The 19,941-nt window shown below is 72.0% G+C and carries 12 protein-coding genes; 6 read left to right on the top strand and 6 right to left on the bottom strand.

All coding sequences use genetic code 11. The features are described from left to right. Nucleotides 1-126 precede the first annotated feature (126 nt). The gene (locus ACZ7DE_RS01700) at nt 127-1,779 is read right to left on the bottom strand and encodes a peptide ABC transporter substrate-binding protein (RefSeq protein WP_470756799.1); all 1,653 of its coding nucleotides are present in this window, start codon (nt 1,777-1,779) and stop codon (nt 127-129) included. A 648-nt stretch (nt 1,780-2,427) separates the two neighbouring features. Between ACZ7DE_RS01700 and ACZ7DE_RS01705 the strand changes: the two genes are divergently transcribed. Further along, on the top strand, nt 2,428-3,213 hold the full coding sequence (locus ACZ7DE_RS01705) for an AfsR/SARP family transcriptional regulator (protein ID WP_470756801.1): 786 nt from the start codon (nt 2,428-2,430) through the stop codon (nt 3,211-3,213). Between the two features lie 18 nt (nt 3,214-3,231). Here ACZ7DE_RS01705 and ACZ7DE_RS01710 read toward each other — a convergent pair whose 3' ends face one another. The 4 genes from ACZ7DE_RS01710 to ACZ7DE_RS01725 all read right to left on the bottom strand — a co-directional run bounded on the left by ACZ7DE_RS01710 (nt 3,232) and on the right by ACZ7DE_RS01725 (nt 12,330). After that, nucleotides 3,232-6,786 (bottom strand): AfsR/SARP family transcriptional regulator, encoded by a 3,555-nt coding sequence (locus ACZ7DE_RS01710; protein ID WP_470756803.1) that lies wholly within the window; start codon nt 6,784-6,786, stop codon nt 3,232-3,234. Nucleotides 6,787-7,082: 296 nt separating this feature from the next. After that, nucleotides 7,083-7,589, bottom strand: coding sequence for a DinB family protein (locus ACZ7DE_RS01715; RefSeq protein ID WP_470756804.1), 507 nt, complete (start codon nt 7,587-7,589; stop codon nt 7,083-7,085). A gap of 201 nt (nt 7,590-7,790) precedes the next feature. Further along, a complete protein-coding gene (typA, locus tag ACZ7DE_RS01720) occupies nt 7,791-9,698 on the bottom strand; it encodes a translational GTPase TypA (protein ID WP_470756806.1) in 1,908 nt (635 codons plus the stop codon). Nucleotides 9,699-9,942: 244 nt separating this feature from the next. Beyond that, nucleotides 9,943-12,330: an ABC transporter family substrate-binding protein gene (locus ACZ7DE_RS01725; protein ID WP_470756808.1), complete on the bottom strand. Its 2,388-nt coding sequence runs from the start codon at nt 12,328-12,330 to the stop codon at nt 9,943-9,945. A gap of 281 nt (nt 12,331-12,611) precedes the next feature. On the opposite strand from ACZ7DE_RS01725, the gene ACZ7DE_RS01730 reads away from it, so the two are divergent. From ACZ7DE_RS01730 to ACZ7DE_RS01745, 4 genes are read left to right on the top strand one after another with little or no spacing between them, the layout of a single operon-like run. Beyond that, nucleotides 12,612-12,902: a hypothetical protein gene (locus ACZ7DE_RS01730; protein WP_470756809.1), complete on the top strand. Its 291-nt coding sequence runs from the start codon at nt 12,612-12,614 to the stop codon at nt 12,900-12,902. Between the two features lie 31 nt (nt 12,903-12,933). Further along, nucleotides 12,934-13,767, top strand: coding sequence for a hypothetical protein (locus ACZ7DE_RS01735; protein ID WP_470756811.1), 834 nt, complete (start codon nt 12,934-12,936; stop codon nt 13,765-13,767). Nucleotides 13,768-13,799: 32 nt separating this feature from the next. Beyond that, entirely contained in the window at nt 13,800-15,755 is a 1,956-nt protein-coding gene (locus tag ACZ7DE_RS01740; RefSeq protein WP_470756813.1) for a fumarate reductase/succinate dehydrogenase flavoprotein subunit, read from the top strand. Further along, entirely contained in the window at nt 15,752-16,522 is a 771-nt protein-coding gene (locus tag ACZ7DE_RS01745) for a succinate dehydrogenase/fumarate reductase iron-sulfur subunit (RefSeq protein ID WP_470756815.1), read from the top strand. Before ACZ7DE_RS01740 ends, ACZ7DE_RS01745 begins: the two co-directional genes overlap by 4 nt. A 72-nt stretch (nt 16,523-16,594) precedes the next feature. Here the strand turns inward: ACZ7DE_RS01745 and ACZ7DE_RS01750 are convergent, their stop codons facing one another. After that, a complete protein-coding gene (locus ACZ7DE_RS01750; RefSeq protein WP_470756817.1) occupies nt 16,595-17,968 on the bottom strand; it encodes a hypothetical protein in 1,374 nt (457 codons plus the stop codon). 94 nt (nt 17,969-18,062) lie between these two features. Here ACZ7DE_RS01750 and ACZ7DE_RS01755 point away from each other — a divergent pair, with 94 nt between their 5' ends. Beyond that, nucleotides 18,063-19,940 (top strand): hypothetical protein, encoded by a 1,878-nt coding sequence (locus ACZ7DE_RS01755; RefSeq protein WP_470756819.1) that lies wholly within the window; start codon nt 18,063-18,065, stop codon nt 19,938-19,940. The last annotated feature ends 1 nt before the right edge of the window (nt 19,941 follow it).

Raw genomic sequence — 19,941 nt, forward strand, 5'->3', positions numbered from 1 at the left:
GCGGTAGGGGTAAGGGGCGGGAGAGTGGATCACACCGCTCCCGACGGTCGTCGAGGGCCGTGGCGTCCGAGTGCGTCTCGGTCCCCACGGCCCCCGTCTCCAGACACCGCGTCACGCGGCGCCCGGTTACTTCGTGCTGATCTCGGCGAGGTTCGGGTTCTCGTGGAAGTCCATCTTGATGTCGGCGAACTTCTTGGTGTTGGCGAGACGCAGCTGGGTGCGGTTCCACAGCGGGATCAGGGCCATGTCGTCCATGGCGATCTTCTCCGCCTGCTTGTACAGCTCGTTGCGGCCGGCCTCGCTCTCGGTGGCGCGGGCCTTGGCCAGCAGGGCGTCGAACGCCTTGTTGCTGTAGCGGCCGCGGTTGTCACCGGTGACCTTGCCCGACGCGTCCTTGTTGATGGACGCGGTGTCGAGCAGCGGGAAGAGGAAGTTGTCCGGCGTCGGGTAGTCCGCGCCCCAGGCGAAGCGGTACAGGCCCGTGGCCTTCGGCTTCTGCTGGTCGGCGAGCAGCTCGGCGAACGGCTTGCCGGTCGTCTTCACCTTCACGCCGAGGACCTTCTCCAGCTGCTGCTTCACAGCCTGGATCCACTCTTCGTGGCCCGCGCCCGTGTTGTAGCCGAGCTCGATGGTGGAGCCGGGGGTGAGGCCGGCCTCCTTCGCGAGCTGCTTGGCCTTGGCCGGGTCCTGCTTGATGCAGGACTGGCACAGGTCCTTCGTGTACACGCTCTTGAAGGCGGGCGGCAGGATCGTCGTCGACTTGGTCTGCATGCCCTGGAAGACGCCCTTGACGATGGCGTCCCGGTCGATCGCGTAGGAGACGGCTTCGCGCGCCTTCGGGTCCTTCAGCGGACCGCTCTCGGTGATCGGGAGGAGGTAGTTCATCCCGTTCGTGTCCTCGGAGATCCACTCACCCTGCGCGTCGTACTTGGCCTTGGCGGCCGGCAGCTGCGGGGTGGGCATGCGGGCCCAGTCGTAGCTGCCCGCCTCGAAGCCCTGGTACTCCAGCGTGACGCCGTTGTTGGAGTTCAGGATGTCGATCTTGACCTCGTCGAGCTTGGCCTTGGTCAGGCCGTAGTCGTCGTTGCGGACGAGCGTGATCGACTTGTTGTGCTGCCAGGAACCCTTCATCTTGAAGGGGCCGTTGCCGATGGGCGCCTCGTTGTACGTCTTGTTCTTGGCGTCGCCCGCGACCTTGGGAACGGGGCTGAAGACCGTGTGCGTGGTCTTGACGTAGAACTCGAAGTCCGGGGCGGAGAGCTTCACCTGGAGGGTGTTCGCGTCCGGCGCGCTGAGGCCGGACATGCTGGGAGCCTTGCCCGACTGGACGTCCTCGAAGCCCGCGATGCCGGCCAGGTGGTAGGCGACGTCGGACGCGGCCGTCTTCTGCGCCACACGGTTCCAACCGCGGATGAACGCCTCGGCGTCCACCGGGTCGCCGTTGGAGAACTTGGTGCCCGGCTTGATCTTGAAGGTCCAGGTCTTGCCGTCCGCACTGACCTCCTTGGAGGTGGCCAGGGCCGGGATGACCTTGCCGTCGGCGGTCGGCTCGTACAGCCCCGTGAAGAGGTTGTCCGTGACCAGAATGCCCTCGGACTCCTGGGAGTTGTAAGGGTCGATGGCGACCGGCTCGGTGATGCCCATCCGGAAGGTGCCGCCGGCCTTGCCCGAGCCACCGCCGTTGCCGCTGCTGTCGTCGTCGCTGCCACCACAGGCAGTCGCGGCGAGAGCAATGACTATCGCCCCCGCAGCCCACTTGGCGCTTCTGGCACCGCGCATGGGTTCCTCCTCAAGAGTCCTGTTGTTCAACACATATGGGGGCACACAGCACTTACCGGTCGGTAAGGACGGAGAAGGTCGAATGCCCCCGCAGGCTCGCGAGCGGGCGCCCCCTGCAACGCATGACCCGTCAACCCCGAGCTCTACGCGCCTAACTATCTGGCATGGAATCTGACCAAACCACACTCACAAGGTCTCGGTTCGATCACACCTGACGTGTACTTCTTCCAAAATCCGGACAAACAGCAAGCAGAAAGATCCCTGCGAAACGGACTTGTTACACATCTATCGGGATCGACTGTCCGTATTGCGGACACCGGGGAGTGGAAAATCACTTGCCTCCGGACAGGCCGTGTGCTTCGGCCGGCTCGTCACACCCACGACAGGGCGTCCGAGCTCCACGGACGCGCGCTTCGAGCGCGATCCATCCGTTCACAGAGCAGGCTAGTGGGGAAAAGGGCTCGGAGCGGACTTCACGGCCAGGATGAAGGGTTTTCCCTACGTGCTCCTTAACTCCCGGCCACATCGCGTCCACGGCCGCTCGGGGCCGGTCGCCGCTTCCGTGCAGCATCCATGCGCCACCCGAACACCCCGCGCGCACAGTGGTGACCCAAGTGGTTCGAGTGGTTCGAGGTACGGGGGTAAGGCATGGAAATCCAGCTGCTGGGCTGCGTCGAGGCCCGCGCCCGGTCCGGCGACAAGCTGCCGCTCCCGCACGGCACCAAGCTGCTGCTGGCGGCGCTGGCCTGGACCCCGGGCGTCTTCGTGGCCGACGAGACGCTGATCGAGCGGGTGTGGCAGGACCGCCGGCCCCAGCATCCGCGGGACGCCCTGTACATCCAGGCCACCCGGCTGCGGAAGGCGCTGCGGGCCGACGGGCTGCGGGACGAGGACTTCGAACTGGCCCGCAGGCGGGGCGGCTACCTCCTCACGATCGACGAGCGCTGCGTGGACACGGCACGGTTCCGCGCCCTCGTCCGGCAGGCTCGTCACACCGCCCGCGCCGGGGACGCCGAATCGGCCCTCTGCGTGTACGGACAGGCTCTCGAGCTGTGGCGCGGCGAACCGCTGTCCGACGTGCGCACGCCCTGGGCGGAGTCGGCGCGGGTGGCGCTGCGGCGCGAGCACCGCGAGGCGCTGATCGGCAGCACCGAGCTGTACCTGCGCGCGGGACGGCACGAGGAGTGCCTTCCGCAGTTGCACTGGCTGGCCGAGATGCACCCCTTCGACGAGAAGGTCGCCGGGCTGCTGATGCTCGCCCTGCACCGCGGCGGACGCCAGGCGGACGCCCTGGACTGCTTCCATCTGCTGCGGATGCGGATGATCGACCTCCTGGGCTGCGAGCCGGGTCCGGAGCTGCGGTCCCTGCAGGAACGCATCCTGGCCCGCGACCCCCGGCTGCAGCTCGGCAGCGCGTACGCGACGTCCGCCTGAGCGGCCCGCCGGTCCCGGTCAGCCCTCGAAGTGCTCCCTCAGATAGAGGGTGAGGCGCGACTCCGCGTCGGGGGGGAGCTCGCGGTGCCGGTGACCGGCCAGGGGGCCGGGCGGAACGCCGTCACCGGTCCGGACGCCGAGCGTGCCGTACAGCGCCTCGGCCCGCGCCCGAGCGGTCCGCGCCGACTCGGTGTCGCCGTGGACCTCGTGCGCGGCGGCCAGGGCCGCGAGGGCGCGAGCGAGCAGGAGGCGTTGACCGGAGGCCTCGGCCAGTGCGACGGCCCGGCCCGCCTCGACGAGAGCCCGGGCGCTCGGGGAGGGGTCGGGACCGGACGAGGGGTCGGGCTCGGGGGCGGGGGCGAACTCGGGGGCGCCCGTGGGGACGCCGGTCCCGGTGCCGGTGCGGGGGCCGGTGCCGGGGCCGGTTTCGGGGTGGGGGCGGGTGCCGGCGTGGGGGTCGGTGCCGGTGGCTGTGCCTGTGTGGGGGGCGGTGCGGGGGCGGGTGTCGGGGCCAGGGGCGGTTTCGGTGGGCAGGAGGGTCAGGGCGGTGGTGAGGTGGATGCGGGGGAGGGCGAGGGGGGTGCCGTCGGTCGCGAGGCTTTCGGCGCGCGCCAGGCAGTCCAGGGCCTCGGCGGGACGGCCCTGGGCGCGGGCCAGGTCGGCACGGGCCAGCAACACCTCGACCAGGCCCGCGCGATGGCCGGTGCGCTCGGCCGTCTCGAAGGCGGTGTCGAGGTGCTCGGCCGTCTCCTCGAGGCGGCCCGCGCGCAGCTTCACGGAGGCGATCCCGACCAGGCTGTCGACCTGGCAGTTGCGGTTCTCCACCCGGCGGGAGACGGCGAGGGCGTCCTCGTAGGCGAGGAGCGCGCGGTCGTCGCGGCCGGCGTCGGCGCGGACCCGGCCCAGCGCCTCCAGGGCCACCGCCTCGGTGTAGGTGGATCCGGAGTCGCGGGAGACGAGGAAGCAGGTGCGCAGCGCCGCCGCGGCCTCGTCGAACCGGGCCTGCCGCTGCCGCACCAGGGCAAGGCTGACGAGGGCCATCGCCCGGTTGTGGTGGACCGTGTCGCCGATCAGGTCGAGGGCCGTGCACGCCGCCTCCTCGGCGGCGTCGAGCCGGCCCAGGGCGAGGTTCAGGGACGCCGTGTTGATCAGCATGATCTCTTCGTTCTTGACGTTCCCCAGGGTGCGGTAGAGCGCGAGGGCGCGGTCGTAGCAGGGCAGCGCGCGGCGCAGTTCGCCCAGGAGTTTGAGGGTGACGCCCTTGCCCTGGAGGCTGCCGGCCTCGCCGTACGCCCAGCCGGCCCGCCGCGCCAGCTCCTCCGCCTCCTCGTACTCGGCCAGGGCGCCCCGCAGGTCTCCGTTGCGCCAGCGGGCGCTGCCCAGGGACAGGCACATGGAGGCCTGGCCGACCTCGTCCCCGTGGCGCGCGGCCACCTGCCGGGCGAGGGTGGCCAGCCGCATCCAGTCCGACAGCGGACGGCGGTGGTGGAAGAGGTCCTGCAGCGCGTCCACCAGCCACCAGACGTACGGTGCGGGGCCGTGCTCGGCGGCGTGCCCGATGGCGGCCGCGATGTCGTCCCACTCGCCGTCGAACCAGGCGTACGCCTCCTCGGCCGTACGGAACTCCCGCTGCAGCGAGCCCTCGACGGCGCCCGGACGGGTCCGCATGACGTACAGGCCCGCCCTGGCGGCCGCGTTGACGACGCTCTGCAGATAGTGGTCGAGGACCCGGGTGACGGCGGCCGCGCGCTCCTCGGGGGCGTCCTCCGCGGCCGTGCGGTCGCGGGCGTACTCGTGCACGAGGTCGTGCCACGCCGGGCGGCCGTACTCGACGTCGCGCAGCAGGTGCACGCGCTGGGCCATCCGCAGCAGGTCGGCCAGGCGTCGCTCGTCGAGCCCGGCGGCAGCGGCGGCCGCCGCGACCGACCGGCCGGTGCCGGGCAGCGCACCCAGACAGCGGAAGGCCCGGCGGGCCTCGTCCGGCAGCGTCCCGTACGACAGGTCGAGCGCGGCCCGTACGGCGACGGACTCCTCGCCCTCGACGTGCAGCCGGGCCAGCCGGCCCCGGTCGGCGAGGTCGCGCACGTAGTTGCGGATACTGCCCGGCCGGTCGCCGATCCAGGAGCCGGCCACGCACAGGGCGAGCGGCAGGTGGTCGCAGAGTTCGACCAGCCGGGCCGCGGCCTCCGGGTCGGCGGCCACGGCCTCCTCGCCGACCGCGCCGCTGATCAACTCCAGTGCGGCCGCGCTGTCGAGGACGTCGCAGGACACCCGGTAGGCGCCGTCCAACGTGACCAGGCCGCTGAGCTTGTCGCGGCTCGTGACCAGCGTGAGCGAGCCGGTGGAGGCGGGCAGCAGCCGTCGTACGTAGGAGGCGTCGGCCACGTCGTCGAGGACGACCAGCACCCGGCGCTCCGCCAGCAGCGTCCGGTACAGCGCGGTCTGCGCCTCGGCGCCCAGCGGGATGTCGCGCGGGGCGCAGCCCAAGCCCTGCAGAAGCAACGGCAGGGCCTCGTCCGGGGTCATCGGCTCGGCGTTGTCGAAGCCCCGCATGTCGAGGAAGAGCTGGCCGTCGGGGAAGCGGTCGGCGACCCGGTGCGCCCAGTTCAGCGCCAGGGCGCTCTTGCCGACGCCGGCCGGTCCCACGATCAGGGCGAGCGGTTCGGCGGTGCGCAGGCAGGAGTCGAGGCGGTCGAGTTCCCGGTCGCGGCCGACGAAACGCCGTGGCGTGGGCGGGAGCTGGCGGGGCACGGGCCGTTCGGGCGTGGTTGCCGACGGCTGCGCGGGGCGGACGCCGGGTCCGCCGCCCAGGGCGCCGCGGGCGCTGCCGCCGCCCAGCAGGCGCCGGTGCAGGTCCCTCAGGTCGTCGGAGGGCTCCATGCCCAGTTGGTCCACCATGCGGCGGCGCAACGCGGAGTACAGCTCCAGCGCCTCGGCGCTGCGGCCGTCCTGCTGCAGCGCGCGCATGAGGAGGCCGTGCGGGCGCTCGCGCAGCGGGTGGGCGGCCGTCAGCCGGAGGAGCTCGGCGATGGCCTCCCGGTGCCGGCCGGTCTCGATCTCCGCCTCGGCCATGCCCTCACGGGCCGCGAGGTGCAGTTCGCCCAGCCGCTGACGCTCGGCCTCGCGCACCGCGACGTCGGACAGATCGGCCAGGGGCTCGTCCCGCCACAGCGCGAGGGCCTGTTCGCCGCAGCGCCGGGCCGTCCGCCAGTCACCGTCGGCCGCGGCCCGCGAACCGTCCCTGATGAGGTTCTCGAAGGCCAGCAGGTCCAGTTCGGCCGGGCCCGCGTGCATGACGTAGCCGGGCCGCCGGGTCGACAGCAGGTCCGGCCCCGACGGTCCGAGCGCGCGCCGCACCTCGGCGACGAGGGCCCTCACGCGTGCCGCGCCGGCGCCGGGCGGGCGGTCGTCCCACAGGCACTGGATGAGCCGGTCGACGGAGACCACCTGGTTGGCGTGGAGCAACAGAACCGCGCACAGGGCCCGTTGCCGGCCGGTGAGGGAGACGGCCCGTCCGTCGATCTCGACGTCCAGGGGTCCGAGCAGGCGGAACCGGGGCCGTGGGGTGAGCATTCACAGAACGTAGTCCAGCGTCGACGGCCCGGGCAACGCCGGGCTTCGCCCGTGTGAACCTCGGGCCGCCCGGGGGCCGGGATCCGGCCAACTGCGGGCGCCCGGGCGGGGCGTGGTCCGGGCGACGCGCCCAGGGGTGAGGCGGGGGCGGGCGCCGCGTGTCCCCCGTCGGTCGCCCGCCCCGCACCACCAGTCTCCGAGAGCCGCCTTTCGCGTCTCCTTCGACGATCTTTCATCCGTCTTCCACCCCGGCGGCGCGCGGCCGGACAGGCCCGGACCGGCGCGCGGCCGGGTGCTCAGACGCCGGTTGTGCCGTCGATCAGTTCGCGCAGGATGTCGAGGTGACCGTTGTGGCGGGCCGTCTCCTCGATCAGGTGCAGGAGGATCCAGCGCAGGTCCACGTGCCGGCCGTCCCGGGCCGGCCGTTGGGCCTTGGTGTCGAGGTCGTGCGCGGCGACCAGCTCGCGGTAGGTCTCCGCGTGTGCGGCGTACTCGTCGAGCAGCTGCGCGAGCGGGAGGTCGACGGCGATGCGCATCTCGCGGTCGGGGTCCTCCTCGGTCCACGGGCCCTCGTCCTCCTCGCCGAGGAACATGACCTGGAACCAGTAGTACTCGACCCAGCGCAGATGGCTGATCAGGCCGCTGGGGGTCATCAGCGGCGAGCTGGACAGGGGGGCTAGGCGGGCGTCCGCGTCGGAGAGGTCCTCGCACTTGGCGCGGGCGGTGGCCCGGGTGTAGTCGAGGAAGGCGACGAGCTGGGTGCGCTCGTCCCAGGCGGTGGGCATGTCGTCTGTTCTTGTCATCGCGGAGAGAGTGTCCGGCCGCACCTCCCCCTGTCGAGGGAATTCCGGGGTCTCGCTCCGGCGGCGGGCCGGACGGACGAGCCCGGAGATGATCACCCTGGCCGTGCCGGCCGGAGACGGGCGGCGAAAAGCCCGGGCTCCCCCGCGAAGGGGGCGCCCGGGCCTTCGAGCACGTGTGCCCGGCTGCGAACTACCCGCGGATCAGCTGTGCTTGGCGCGGCTCGCGGTGCGGGCGCGGTCGCGCTGGTCGAGCACGACCTTGCGGATGCGCACCGCCTCCGGGGTCACCTCGACGCACTCGTCGTCGCGGCAGAACTCCAGCGACTGCTCCAGCGACAGCTTGCGCGGCGGCACGATCGCCTCGAACGAGTCGGCCGAGGACGACCGCATGTTCGTGAGCTTCTTCTCCTTGGTGATGTTCACGTCCATGTCGTCGGAGCGCGAGTTCTCGCCGACGATCATGCCCTCGTACACCTCGGTGCCGGGGTCGGTGAACAGCACGCCGCGCTCCTGGAGGTTCGTCATCGCGAACGCGGTGACGGCGCCGGCGCGGTCGGCGACCAGCGAACCGTTGTTACGGGTCGTCAGCGTGCCGAACCACGGCTCGTGGCCCTCGTGGATGGAGTGGGCGATGCCCGTGCCGCGCGTACCGGTCAGGAACTCGGTACGGAAGCCGATGAGACCGCGGGAGGGAACGACGAACTCCATGCGGACCCAGCCCGAGCCGTGGTTGGACATGTTGTCCATCCGGCCCTTGCGGACGCCCATGAGCTGCGTGACCGCGCCCATGTGCTCCTCGGGCACGTCGATCGTCATGCGCTCGACCGGCTCGTACACCTTGCCGTCGACGAGCTTGGTGACGACCTGCGGCTTGCCGATGGTCAGCTCGAAGCCCTCACGGCGCATCTGCTCGACCAGGATGGCCAGCGCCAGCTCGCCGCGGCCCTGCACCTCCCAGGCGTCGGGGCGCTCGGTGTCCAGGACGCGGAGGCTGACGTTGCCGACCAGCTCGCGGTCCAGGCGGTCCTTGACCTGGCGGGCGGTGACCTTGCGGTCCTTGACCGCGGCCTTGTTGTCGGCGCCCTTGCCGGTGCCGCCACGGCCGACCAGCGGCGAGGTGTTGGTGCCGATGGTCATGGAGATCGCCGGCTCGTCGACCGTGATGAGCGGCAGCGCGATCGGGTTCTCGGGGTCGGCGAGGGTCTCGCCGATCATGATGTCCGCGATGCCGGCGACGGCGCAGATGTCACCGGGGCCCGCCACCTCGGCGGGCTTGCGGGTGAGCGCCTCGGTCATCAGCAGCTCGGTGATGCGCACGTTGGACATCGTGCCGTCGCGCTTGATCCACGTGACGGTCTGGCCCTTGCGCAGCTCGCCCTGCTCGACGCGCAGCAGCGCGATACGGCCGAGGAAGTTGTCGGCGTCCAGGTTGGTGACGTGCGCCTGGAGCGGAGCCTCCTCGTCGTACTCGGGGGCCGGGACGTGCGACAGGATCGTGGAGAAGAAGGGCTCCAGGTTGTCGCTGTCCTTCGGGACCGTGCCGTCCTCCGGCTTGGTCAGCGAGGCGACGCCGTCCCGCGCGCAGGCGTAGACGATCGGAAACTCGATCTGGTCCTCGTCGGCGTCGAGGTCGAGGAAGAGGTCGTAGGCCTCGTTGACGACCTCGTCGATGCGCGAGTCCGGGCGGTCCGTCTTGTTGATGCACAGGATGACGGGCAGGCGGGCCTGCAGCGCCTTGCGCAGCACGAAGCGGGTCTGCGGAAGCGGGCCCTCGGAGGCGTCCACCAGCAGCACCACCGCGTCGACCATCGACAGGCCGCGCTCGACCTCTCCGCCGAAGTCGGCGTGGCCGGGGGTGTCGATGATGTTGATGGTCACGACGTCCCCCCCGTCCTTGGGGTGGTACTTCACCGCCGTGTTCTTGGCGAGGATCGTGATGCCCTTCTCACGCTCCAGGTCGTTCGAGTCCATCATGCGGTCGTCGAGCGACTCGGCGGCGTGCGCGGCGAAGGCGCCGGCCTGCTTGAGCATGGCGTCGACAAGAGTCGTCTTGCCGTGGTCGACGTGAGCGACGATGGCTACGTTGCGAATATCGTGGCGCGTGGCCATAAAGCGGCGTTCTCCCGGAGTGTGAGGGCGACCCTGCTGCGTACGTCCGTGTTACGCGGGCCCTGCCGGGCTTGACACGCCACGGCCTCACCCCATGGTACGTGGCCCGGCGGGGGACGGCCTCCGCAGGGCCACACGGTTCATCCGGCGATCACCTGTCGCTCACTTCCGGACCCGCTTCCGAGGCCGTCCACGGGCTCCTTCACGGGCCGCTTCCGGGCTCCTTCCCGCACCCGGTTCCGGCTCACTTCCGCGAGGGGCCCGCGGAGGCCTTCGCGCCCTTCTTCAGGAAGCCCATGTCCTCGTAGACGGGCGTCTGGAAGCCGAACGCGCCCGCGTTCGCCACGTTCTTCCGCACGGCCGTGAGCTGGGGCCGCTGGTAGAGCGGGATCGATCCGGCGGCCGCCCAGATACGGGAGTCGGCCTTGCGGATCAGGGAGCGGGCCTCGTCCTGGTCCAGGGTCGCGAGCGCCTGGTCGAACAGCTGGTCGACCTGGTCGGTGCCGACCCGGGTGTAGTTCTGCTCGACGCTCAGGGAGCCGTCGGCGGCCGGCTTGGGCTTGGCGTAGATCGGCCGGGCGTCGGTGGCCGGGAAGGCGGACGCCGGCCAGGAATACAGGGCGAGGTCGTACTCGCCGGACGCGATGTGGTCCTTGAAGTAGCTCTCGTCCGAGACCCTGGTGATCTCCGTGCCGATGCCGACCTTCGCCAGCATCCTCGTGATCCGTGCGGCGACCGCCCCCAGGGGCTCCGACCCCGGCCCGGACGGCAGCACGAACCGCAGGTTGAGCGCCTTGCCGTCCTTGGCCAGCGCCTTGGCCGGGACGACGACCGGCACGGCACTGGCCTTCGCGGCCCCGGCGCCCTTCGACGCCGCGCCGGCCTTCGGTTCCGCGGCGCCCTCCTTCGGGGCGGCCGTGCCCAGCGGGGCGTAGGCGCCGGGGGCGCCGCCCTGGTGCAGCTGCTTGTACTGCTTGCCGTCCTGGGCGAGCTGCCGCCCGCCGCTCCCGCTCTTCGCGATGCTCTTCGCCGCGCTCCTGCGGACGCTGTCGCTCCTCAGAGCGTGCTGCCCGTCCGCGCGAGCGGTCTCGGCCGGCGCCTTGTCGTCCTCGCCGACGATGTACATGCCGTCGTCGCCGTCCGTGGAGTCGTCGTCGGCCTTCTTCCCCGCCGATCCGTCGGCCTTCTTCCCCGCCGATCCGTCGGCCTTCTTCCCCGCCGATCCGGCCGCCTTCTCGCCCTTGTCCTTGACCGGGCCCCCGAGCACCCAGCCGGCGTCCGCCAGCAGCGCCTGCGCCTCGGCCGTGTCCTGACCGCCGAGGGCACCGCTGTTGTCGGCGTACGCGTCCTGCCCGGCCAGTGCCAGATGGCTGCCCACGGGCTCCGCGGGCAGACCCAACGGCTTCAGCACCACCTTGGCCAGCTCCTTGCGGTCCAGTGCCCGGGCCACGGCCCGCCGCACCCGCTCGTCCGCCAGCGGTCCCTCCGCGCCGTTCAGTGCGAGCTGCGTGTACGCGGGCTCCAGCGATCTGCGCACCTCGAAGCCGCGCAGCGCCTTCTGCCCGCTCTCCCACTTCGCGATCGCCTTGATCAGCTTCGCGCGGGCCTTCGTCTCGCCCTTGTCCTCTTCGTCGTCGTCATCGTCGTCGGTCTCGACCTCGCCCGCGTCGATGCCGTGGGCGAGGGCCCAGGCCCGCAGCGTCTTCAGGTCGGCGTGCGCGGAACCGGGGCCGGCGGGGGGTCCGGCCGTGCCCTTCGCCGCGCCGTCGACCTGCTGTGCGGCGGCCGGGTCGATCTCGGCCAGGTCGATCTTCCCGGCGGCGAGCGCGGACGCCCGCTCGTTCCTCGGGACGGCCGTCAGCACGATCTCGGACAGCTTGGCCGGCTTCCCCCACCAGCGGGGGTTGCGGGCGAGGCGCACCTGGCCCTTCTTGCGGTCCACCGTCTTGACGGCGAACGGCCCGGCGGTCACCTTCAGCTTGCGCCGCGCCCCGTCGTTGAACGAGTCGGGCGTGCCCATGACCTCCTTCGGGTACAGCGGGGAGAACAGCGACCTCCAGTCGGCGTAGGTCCGGCTGAACGTGACCCTGACCTCCAGGTCGTTCGCTCCGCGCTCGATCTTCTCGATGCGGTCGTAGCCGGCGTTGCGAGCGGTCCAGTACGCGCTGTCCTTTCCGGCCAGGGCCCGCCACTGGGCGGCGAAGTCGGCGGCGCCGATCTCCCGGCCGTCGCTCCAGACGGCCTGCTGGTTCAGCTTGTACAGCACGACCTGCTTGGGCTCGGTGTCGACGACCTTCGCGGACTCCAGGTAGTCGGGGTCGCGCTGCGGCCTCCCGTTGGCGTCGATGCGGTACATCGACGGCAGCACGGCCTGGGCGACCTGGGCTGTCGTGGCGTCGGCGTCCGACTGGAAGGCGTTGAAGGTCTCCGGCACCGCGTCCACGGCCCAGCGCAGCGTGCCGCCCTCGGTGACCGAGGCGCGGGCGGCACGGGCGATGTCCTGGCGGGCCAGGGGGCGGCCGGCCTCGTCCGAGGAGGCGCAGCCGGCCAGCAGGGGCACCGCGAGCACACCCGCGGTGAGGAAGGCGACCGAGCGCGTCACCGCGCGCGGGCCGACGCCGTCGTGGGACATCTCTGGTACCTCCGGTGAGCCGCTGGCGGTGCGTTCTGATCACATTTGGCGGTATTTTGGTGTTGATCAGATCTACGGCCCACTGAAAGGGAAACGGTTCGCCTGCCGACGGCGACACGGCGGCGGGGCGGCCCAAGGCCACCCGAGCGGAGCAACACCCCCGGTCCGTATCCGCCAATCGCCGCACACGCCTTCACATCCACCGGTGTGACGCGCAACACTCGCAGGCGCATGAACGTTGCCGTCCCGGGCGCACGCGCCCACGGAAGCGAGGTCATGTCATGTCCGTGCACGACGACCTGACAGCGGTCCAGCGCTGCCTCGACGACCTCTCCCGGTCCGTCGGCCGCCTGGAACAGCAGCTCGGCAGCGGCGGCCTGGAGATGCGCCGCGTCCGCGCCGACGCCAGTCACCTGAAGGAGAGCGTGGAGCTGCTGCGCGAGGCCGCGTCCCAGCCCGGCGCGCCGCGCAGGCCCGAGCTCGTCACCATTCCCGACACCCCGTACGACGACTCCCTGTGGATCGACACCGACGACGAGGGACTCGGCGCCCGGCACCGGCACGCACCCTGACCCGAGCCCCTGACCCGACCGGAGTCCTGCGTTGGCCACTGGTACGGAACCTCCACCCACCGACCCCCATCCCCCGAGCGGCGTACGCGGCGCCGGCCGCGCCGCGATCGCCGCGCCCCACCTGCGGACCGACCGCTGGTGGCTGGCCCCCGCCGCCACCGCCGCCGGCCTGCTGGCGTTCATCGTCTACTCGACCTGGCGGGCCTTCGCGAACGCGGACTACTACGCGGCGCCGTACGTCTCGCCGTTCTACTCGCCCTGTCTGGCGGAGAACTGCCGGCCCATGCACGCGGGCCCGAACGCGGACCTGTTCGGCGGCTGGTGGGGCATCTCCCCGGCGATCATCATCCTGATCTTCCCGCTCGGCTTCCGGCTGACCTGCTACTACTACCGCAAGGCCTACTACCGGGGCTTCTGGGCCTCGCCCCCGGCCTGCGCGGTGGCCGAGCCGCACGCGAAGTACACCGGCGAGACCCGCTTCCCGCTGATCCTGCAGAACGTCCACCGGTACTTCTTCTACGCCGCGATCGTCGTCGCCGGGATCCTGACGTACGACACCGTGCTCGCGTTCCGCGACGAGCACTACGCGTGGGGCCACATGGGCCTGGGCACCCTCGTCTTCCTGCTCAACATCATCCTGATCTGGGCGTACACGGTCTCCTGCCACTCCTGCCGGCACATCGTCGGCGGCAAGCTGAAGCACTTCTCCCGGCACCCCGTGCGCTACCGGGCGTGGCAGTTCGTCGGCCGGCTCAACGCCCGTCACATGCTGCTGGCCTGGGCGTCGCTGGTGAGCGTGGCGCTCGCCGACTTCTACGTGTATCTCGTCGCGTCCGGTGTCTTCGACGATCCGAGGTTTTTCTAGATGCTGCCGAACCTGATGAGCGGGGCCCGCCGATGACCGTGGTCGACCGCCAGGAGTGGGACGTCGTCGTGGTCGGAGCGGGAGGCGCCGGGCTGCGCGCCGCCATCGAGGCCCGCGAGCGCGGCGCCCGCACCGCCGTCATCTGCAAGTCGCTGTTCGGCAAGGCGCACACGGTGATGGCCGAGGGCGGCATCGCGGCGGCCATGGCCAACGCCAACGAGCACGACAGCTGGCAGGTCCACTTCCGCGACACCCTGCGCGGCGGCAAGTTCCTCAACCAGTGGCGGATGGCCGAGCTGCACGCCCAGGAGGCCCCGGACCGGGTCTGGGAGCTGGAGACCTGGGGCGCCCTGTTCGACCGAACCAAGGACGGCCGGATCTCCCAGCGCAACTTCGGCGGCCACGAGTACCCACGCCTCGCGCACGTCGGCGACCGCACCGGCCTGGAGCTGATCCGCACCCTCCAGCAGAAGATCGTCGCGCTCCAGCAGGAGGACTTCAAGGAGACCGGCGACTACGAGTCCCGGCTGAAGGTCTTCCAGGAGTGCACCGTCACCCGGATCCTCAAGGACGGCTCCCGGGTGAGCGGCGTCTTCGCCTACGAGCGCGAGACCGGCCGCTTCTTCGTCCTCCAGGCGCCCGCCGTGGTGATCGCGACCGGCGGCATCGGCAAGTCCTTCAAGGTGACGTCGAACTCGTGGGAGTACACCGGCGACGGCCACGCGCTGGCCCTGCTCGCCGGAGCCCCCCTGCTCAACATGGAGTTCGTGCAGTTCCACCCGACGGGCATGGTCTGGCCGCCGTCGGTCAAGGGCATCCTCGTCACCGAGTCGGTGCGCGGGGACGGCGGGGTGCTCAGGAACTCCGAGGGCAATCGGTTCATGTTCGACTACGTCCCCGACGTCTTCAAGGAGAAGTACGCCGAGTCGGAGGAGGAGGGCGACCGCTGGTACGAGGACCCGGACCACAACCGGCGTCCCCCCGAACTGCTCCCCCGCGACGAGGTGGCCCGCGCCATCAACGCGGAGGTGAAGGCGGGCCGCGGCTCCCCGCACGGCGGGGTCTTCCTGGACGTGTCGACGCGGATGCCCGCCGAGGTCATCCGGCGCCGGCTGCCCTCGATGTACCACCAGTTCAAGGAGCTGGCCGACGTCGACATCACCGCCGAGGCGATGGAGGTCGGACCGACCTGCCACTACGTGATGGGCGGCATCGCCGTCGAGTCCGACACGGCCGCGGCCCGCGGGGTGCCGGGACTGTTCGCGGCCGGCGAGGTGGCCGGCGGCATGCACGGCTCCAACCGGCTCGGCGGCAACTCGCTGTCCGACCTGCTGGTGTTCGGCCGCCGGGCGGGCCTGCACGCGGCCGAGCACGCGGCGGCGACGGCGTACGAGCGTGCGCCGGTGGACGACGTCCAGGTGGACGCGGCGGCCGCGGAGGCCCTGCGCCCCTTCTCCGCCGAGACGGCCGGAGAGGAGCCCGCGGCCGGCCCCGCGGAGAACCCGTACGCCGTTCACCAGGAGCTGCAGCAGACCATGAACGACCTGGTCGGCATCATCCGCCGGGAGGGCGAGATGGAGCTGGCCCTGGACAAGCTCGCGCAGCTGCGGGCACGCGCCCGGCGGGCCGGCGTCGAGGGCCACCGCCAGTTCAACCCGGGCTGGCACCTGGCCCTCGACCTGCGGAACATGCTGCTGGTCAGCGAGTGCGTGGCACGGGCGGCTCTGGAGCGCACCGAGTCGCGCGGCGGCCACACCCGTGAGGACCACCCGTCGATGGACCGGGCCTGGCGCAACGTCAATCTGCTGTGCCGGCTCGCCGATCCGGCCGGGAACCCGGCGGCGGGGGGCCTCCCGGCCGGGGACCCAGGACGCGGCCAGATCCACCTCGTGCGCGAGACCACCGACCCCATCCGCCCCGACCTGCTCGCCCTGTTCGAGAAGGAGGAGCTGGTCAAGTACCTCACCGAAGAGGAGCTGTACGAATGAGCAGCTACGACGCCCACTTCAGGGTGTGGCGGGGCGACGTGCGCGGCGGGGACCTGGAGGACTTCAAGATCGAGGTCAACGACGGCGAGGTGGTCCTGGACATCGTCCACCGCATCCAGGCCACGCAGGCCCCCGATCTCGCCGTCCGCTGGAACTGCAAGGCGGGCAAGTGTGGTTCGTGTTCGGCGGAGATCAACGGGCGTCCCCGGCTGATGTGCATGACCCGCATGTCGGTCTTCGACCGCGCGGAGACGATCACCGTCACTCCCCTACGGGCCTTCCCCGTGATCCGCGACCTCGTCACGGACGTCGGCTTCAACTACCAGAAGGCGAGGGAGGTGCCGGCGTTCGTGCCGCCCGACGGGGTCGCGCCCGGCGAGTACCGGATGTTCCAGGAGGACGTGGACCGGCCGCAGGAGTTCCGCAAGTGCATCGAGTGCTTCCTGTGCCAGGACACCTGCCATGTCGTGCGCGACCACGAGGAGAACAAGACGGCGTTCGCGGGCCCGCGCTTCCTCATGCGGGTCGCCGAACTGGACATGCATCCGCTGGACGGGGCCGAGGAGGCCGGCCTGGACCGCAAACGCGCGGCGCAGGACGAACACGGTCTCGGCTACTGCAACATCACCAAGTGCTGCACCGAGGTCTGCCCCGAGGGCATCAGGATCACGGACAACGCGCTGATCCCCCTGAAGGAGCGGGCGGTCGACCGCAAGTACGACCCCCTGGTGTGGCTGGGGTCGAAGATCAGGAGACGGTCGTCGTAGCCGGCGCGGCGGGGCGGGGTGTGCGGCCGGGGGCGACCTGAAATCCCCGGCCGACGGGCGGGCCGGCAGGGGCTACCGGACCCACCCCTCCTCGTACGACGTCCAGTCGGTCTCCGTCGCCGCGAAGTCCACGTAGGCCGCGACGCCGAAGTTCGCGCGGTCCGCGTCGGTCCGCGACAGGCCCAGCCGGACGCCCCGGACCGCGGCGGCGACGGTCTCGGCGTGCGCCCAGTGGCCGAACCGGTTCTCGTGGTAGAAGGGCAGGCCCATCAGCAGGTCGGTGGAGGGAGGGGTCACCTCCAGGGCGAGGGAGGTCTGCTGGGCGACATAGCCGCCGTACGTGCTCTCGAGCGGCTGCATGGTGTCGTACGACATCACGGCGATCTGGTCCACGCGGCGGGCCACCTGGCCGAAGAACCTCTGCGACCACCACTTGGGGTGACCGGTGGTCGCCTTCCAGAAGGAGTGGAAGCCGGGGACCGGGTCGATCTGGTGGGCGGCGACGGAGAGCTGGGCGTCGCGGGCGCGGGTGACGGCGCGCAGGGAGTCGAGGAGGGTGAGGTAGTCGGCGTCGTCGGAGTGCAGGGGTTCGAGGTCGAAGTGCGCGCCCTCGAAGCCGGCCGCGAGGATCTCGCGGGTGGACCGCACGACGGCGGCCCGGGTCGCCGCGCGCTCCAGCCGCATGCCGTTCGGGCTCTCACTGGCGAGCACGTCGCCGAGCCACGCCTGGACGCGAAGCCCGGGAGCCTCGCGGTGCACGGCGTCGATGAACCAGCGCGCCTTCGCATAGGCGGACGCCGGCAACGTGCCGTCGTGCTCCAGCGGGCCGGCGTGCACATAGAGGTCCCGTATGCCGGTGTCTCGCAGACGGCGGCCCAGGGCCTCGACGTCGGCGTCGGTCTTGCGGCCGTCGACCCAGGCGTGTCCCAGCCAGACGGCGTCCTTGCCGCGGGTGTACGTGCCGTCGGCCGGGTCGCCCAGGTAGTTCACGCGCAGCGCGGCCTGGGCGGCGAGCACCGGAACGAGCACGAGCAGCACGGCGACGAGGACCCCCCGGCGCACCCACCGCACCCACCGCCCGCCCCGCTTCCCGCTTCCGCGCCCTTCCCCTCCCCTGTCTCCTTCGCCGTCTCCTTCGCCGCCCGCGTCCACGGGCTCTCCCCCGCCCCCGTCGGCGCCCGCGTCGGCTTCGGCGACCGCCGGCCCGCTCGCGACCCGGGTGCCCGAGACGCCCTCGGTGTCGTCGGTGTCGTCGGTGTCGTCGGTGTCGTCGGTGTCGTCGGCGGGCGTACCCTCCGGGCCCACCGAGGACGAACCCGCTGGTGCGTCACCGTCGGTGACCGCCGGCCGGCTCCCTCCCGCACCCCCCTCGGTGACCGCGGGAGCCGTCCCGTGTTCCGCGTCGGCCTCGGTGTCCCCGGCCGTCTGCCCCGGCGCTCGTTCCATCGGGGTTCCCCCTCCCGTGTCGTTCCGCCCCACGGTCCCCATGTCGGGTGCATCCCGCTCGCGTGGCCGTATTCGCGGCCATACGCTCCCAAATGTGACCTCTTCCTTGCTCCGAGGCCGGCCCCGGCGAGCCGGGCCGCACATATCCGTGCGGGTGGCTCATGCCGTGCTGGGCGGTGTGGTCGGGGTCGTGTGGCTGGTGTTGCCAGGGATGACGTCGGGTGACGACGTTCCGGTTGCGATCAAGAAGCCGACGCCCGCAGCGAGCTCCCCCGCGGCCGTGCCGGCGGCCCCGGTCACCGCGGACGGCAGGTCCACCGTCGATCTCGTGCTGCCGCTGGTGGCCGTCGGTGCGGCCGGCGCGCTGGCCGGCTACGGGTACATACGCCGGGCCCGGCGCACCCGGGGCCGGACGACCCCCGGCGGGGCGAGCAGCCCGCCGCCGCCGAAGTCGTCGCCGCCGCTCGCCGCCCTCGACGAGCAGGCCTGCGCGGCGCTGGTCACGGCCGACGACCGGATCCGTGCGGCGCGGACCGAACTCGGCTTCGCCAAGGAGCTGTTCGAGGAGAAGGACGAGGCCGCCTTCCGCCGCACGCTGAACGAGGCCGAGGCCGAACTCGCCGCCGCCTTCCGGATGCGGCAGCGGTACGACGACGGGGTGCCGCGGGAGGAGGCGGCGCGGGGGCACGCGCTCGCCGGGATCGTCGGACGGTGCGACGAGGCGGAGCGTCGGCTGGACTCCGCGTCCGGTGCGTTCGAACGGCTGCGGGAACCGGGACGGGCGTCGGGCGAGGCCCTGGTGGTCGCCGAGGGCCGCTTCCGGGAGCTGACGGGACGGGTGGGGACCGCGGAGGCCGTCCTCGCCGGGCTCCGGGCCCGTTACGCGCCCACCGCCACCGCCTGCGTCACCGGGAACGTGGAACAGGCCAAGGACCGGCTCCTGTTCGCCACCGTCCGACTGAACGAGGCCCGCCAGTCCGCCGACTCGGGGCAGCCGGAGCGGGCGGCCCGGCAACTGCGCGCCGCCGAGGGTGCGACAGCCCAGGCCGCCGTCCTCGTCGAGGGCGTCGACCGGCTGGCCGCCGAGCTGCGAGCGGCCGAGCAGATGGTGCCGGACGTCCTCGCGGGCGCGGAGGCGGAGGTGTCCTGGGCCCGGGACCAGGAACGAGGAGGGAAGGGCGAACGGGAACGAAGGGGGACGGAGACCCGGGCGGAGGCAGGGGCGGGAGCAGGAGTAGCGGCAGGAGGTGGAGCAGGGTCAGAAGCAGGGGCGGGGGCAGGGGCAGGCGTCGGGAAGCCGGCGGAGGGGCAGGTGGCCGATGTGCCGCCGCCGGACGCCTCCCCGGGGGAGTTGCACGCCCGGCTGCTGCACGCCGACGCCGTGCTGGACTCCGTGCGCCAGGAACTGACCGGCCGGCAGCCCTCCGGCGGGGGGACCGGCGGACCGCCCTACGACGGCCGCCCTGTCCCGCACGCCCCGGTCGAACAGCCCGCGCAGCCTTCCGGCGAGCAGTCGGGTGAAGAGGCGGTCGGTGGGGCGGCGTACGACCCGCTCGGGGTGCTGCGGCGGATCGTGCGGGTGATCGTGCCGATCGCCTCGGGGCGGGCGGCCGGGGTGTTGCAGGCCGCCGCTCTTCTCACCGCCCGCACCGCCACGGCCGCCGCCGACGACTACGTCGAGACGCACCGCGGCGCGGTGGGCGCGACGGCGCGCACCCGGCTGGCGGAGGCGCGACGGCTCCTCGCGACGGAGGATCCGGCGGACCGCCTGCCCGCCGACGCCCTCGCCGTTCAGGCCCGGGAGCTGGCAGAGCTCGACGTACGGGCGCACGGGAACCCCTACGCGGGGGCGGATCACACGGCGGGCGTGGGCGGAGCGGTCCTCGGCGGCGTCGTCCCGGCCGAGGACCCGGACGGCGGGACGCCCGCGGGCTTCGGCGGCCCGGCCGGCCCCTCCCCCGCCCATGGGTGAG

Source organism: Streptomyces sp. NPDC037083, from assembly GCF_055606485.1.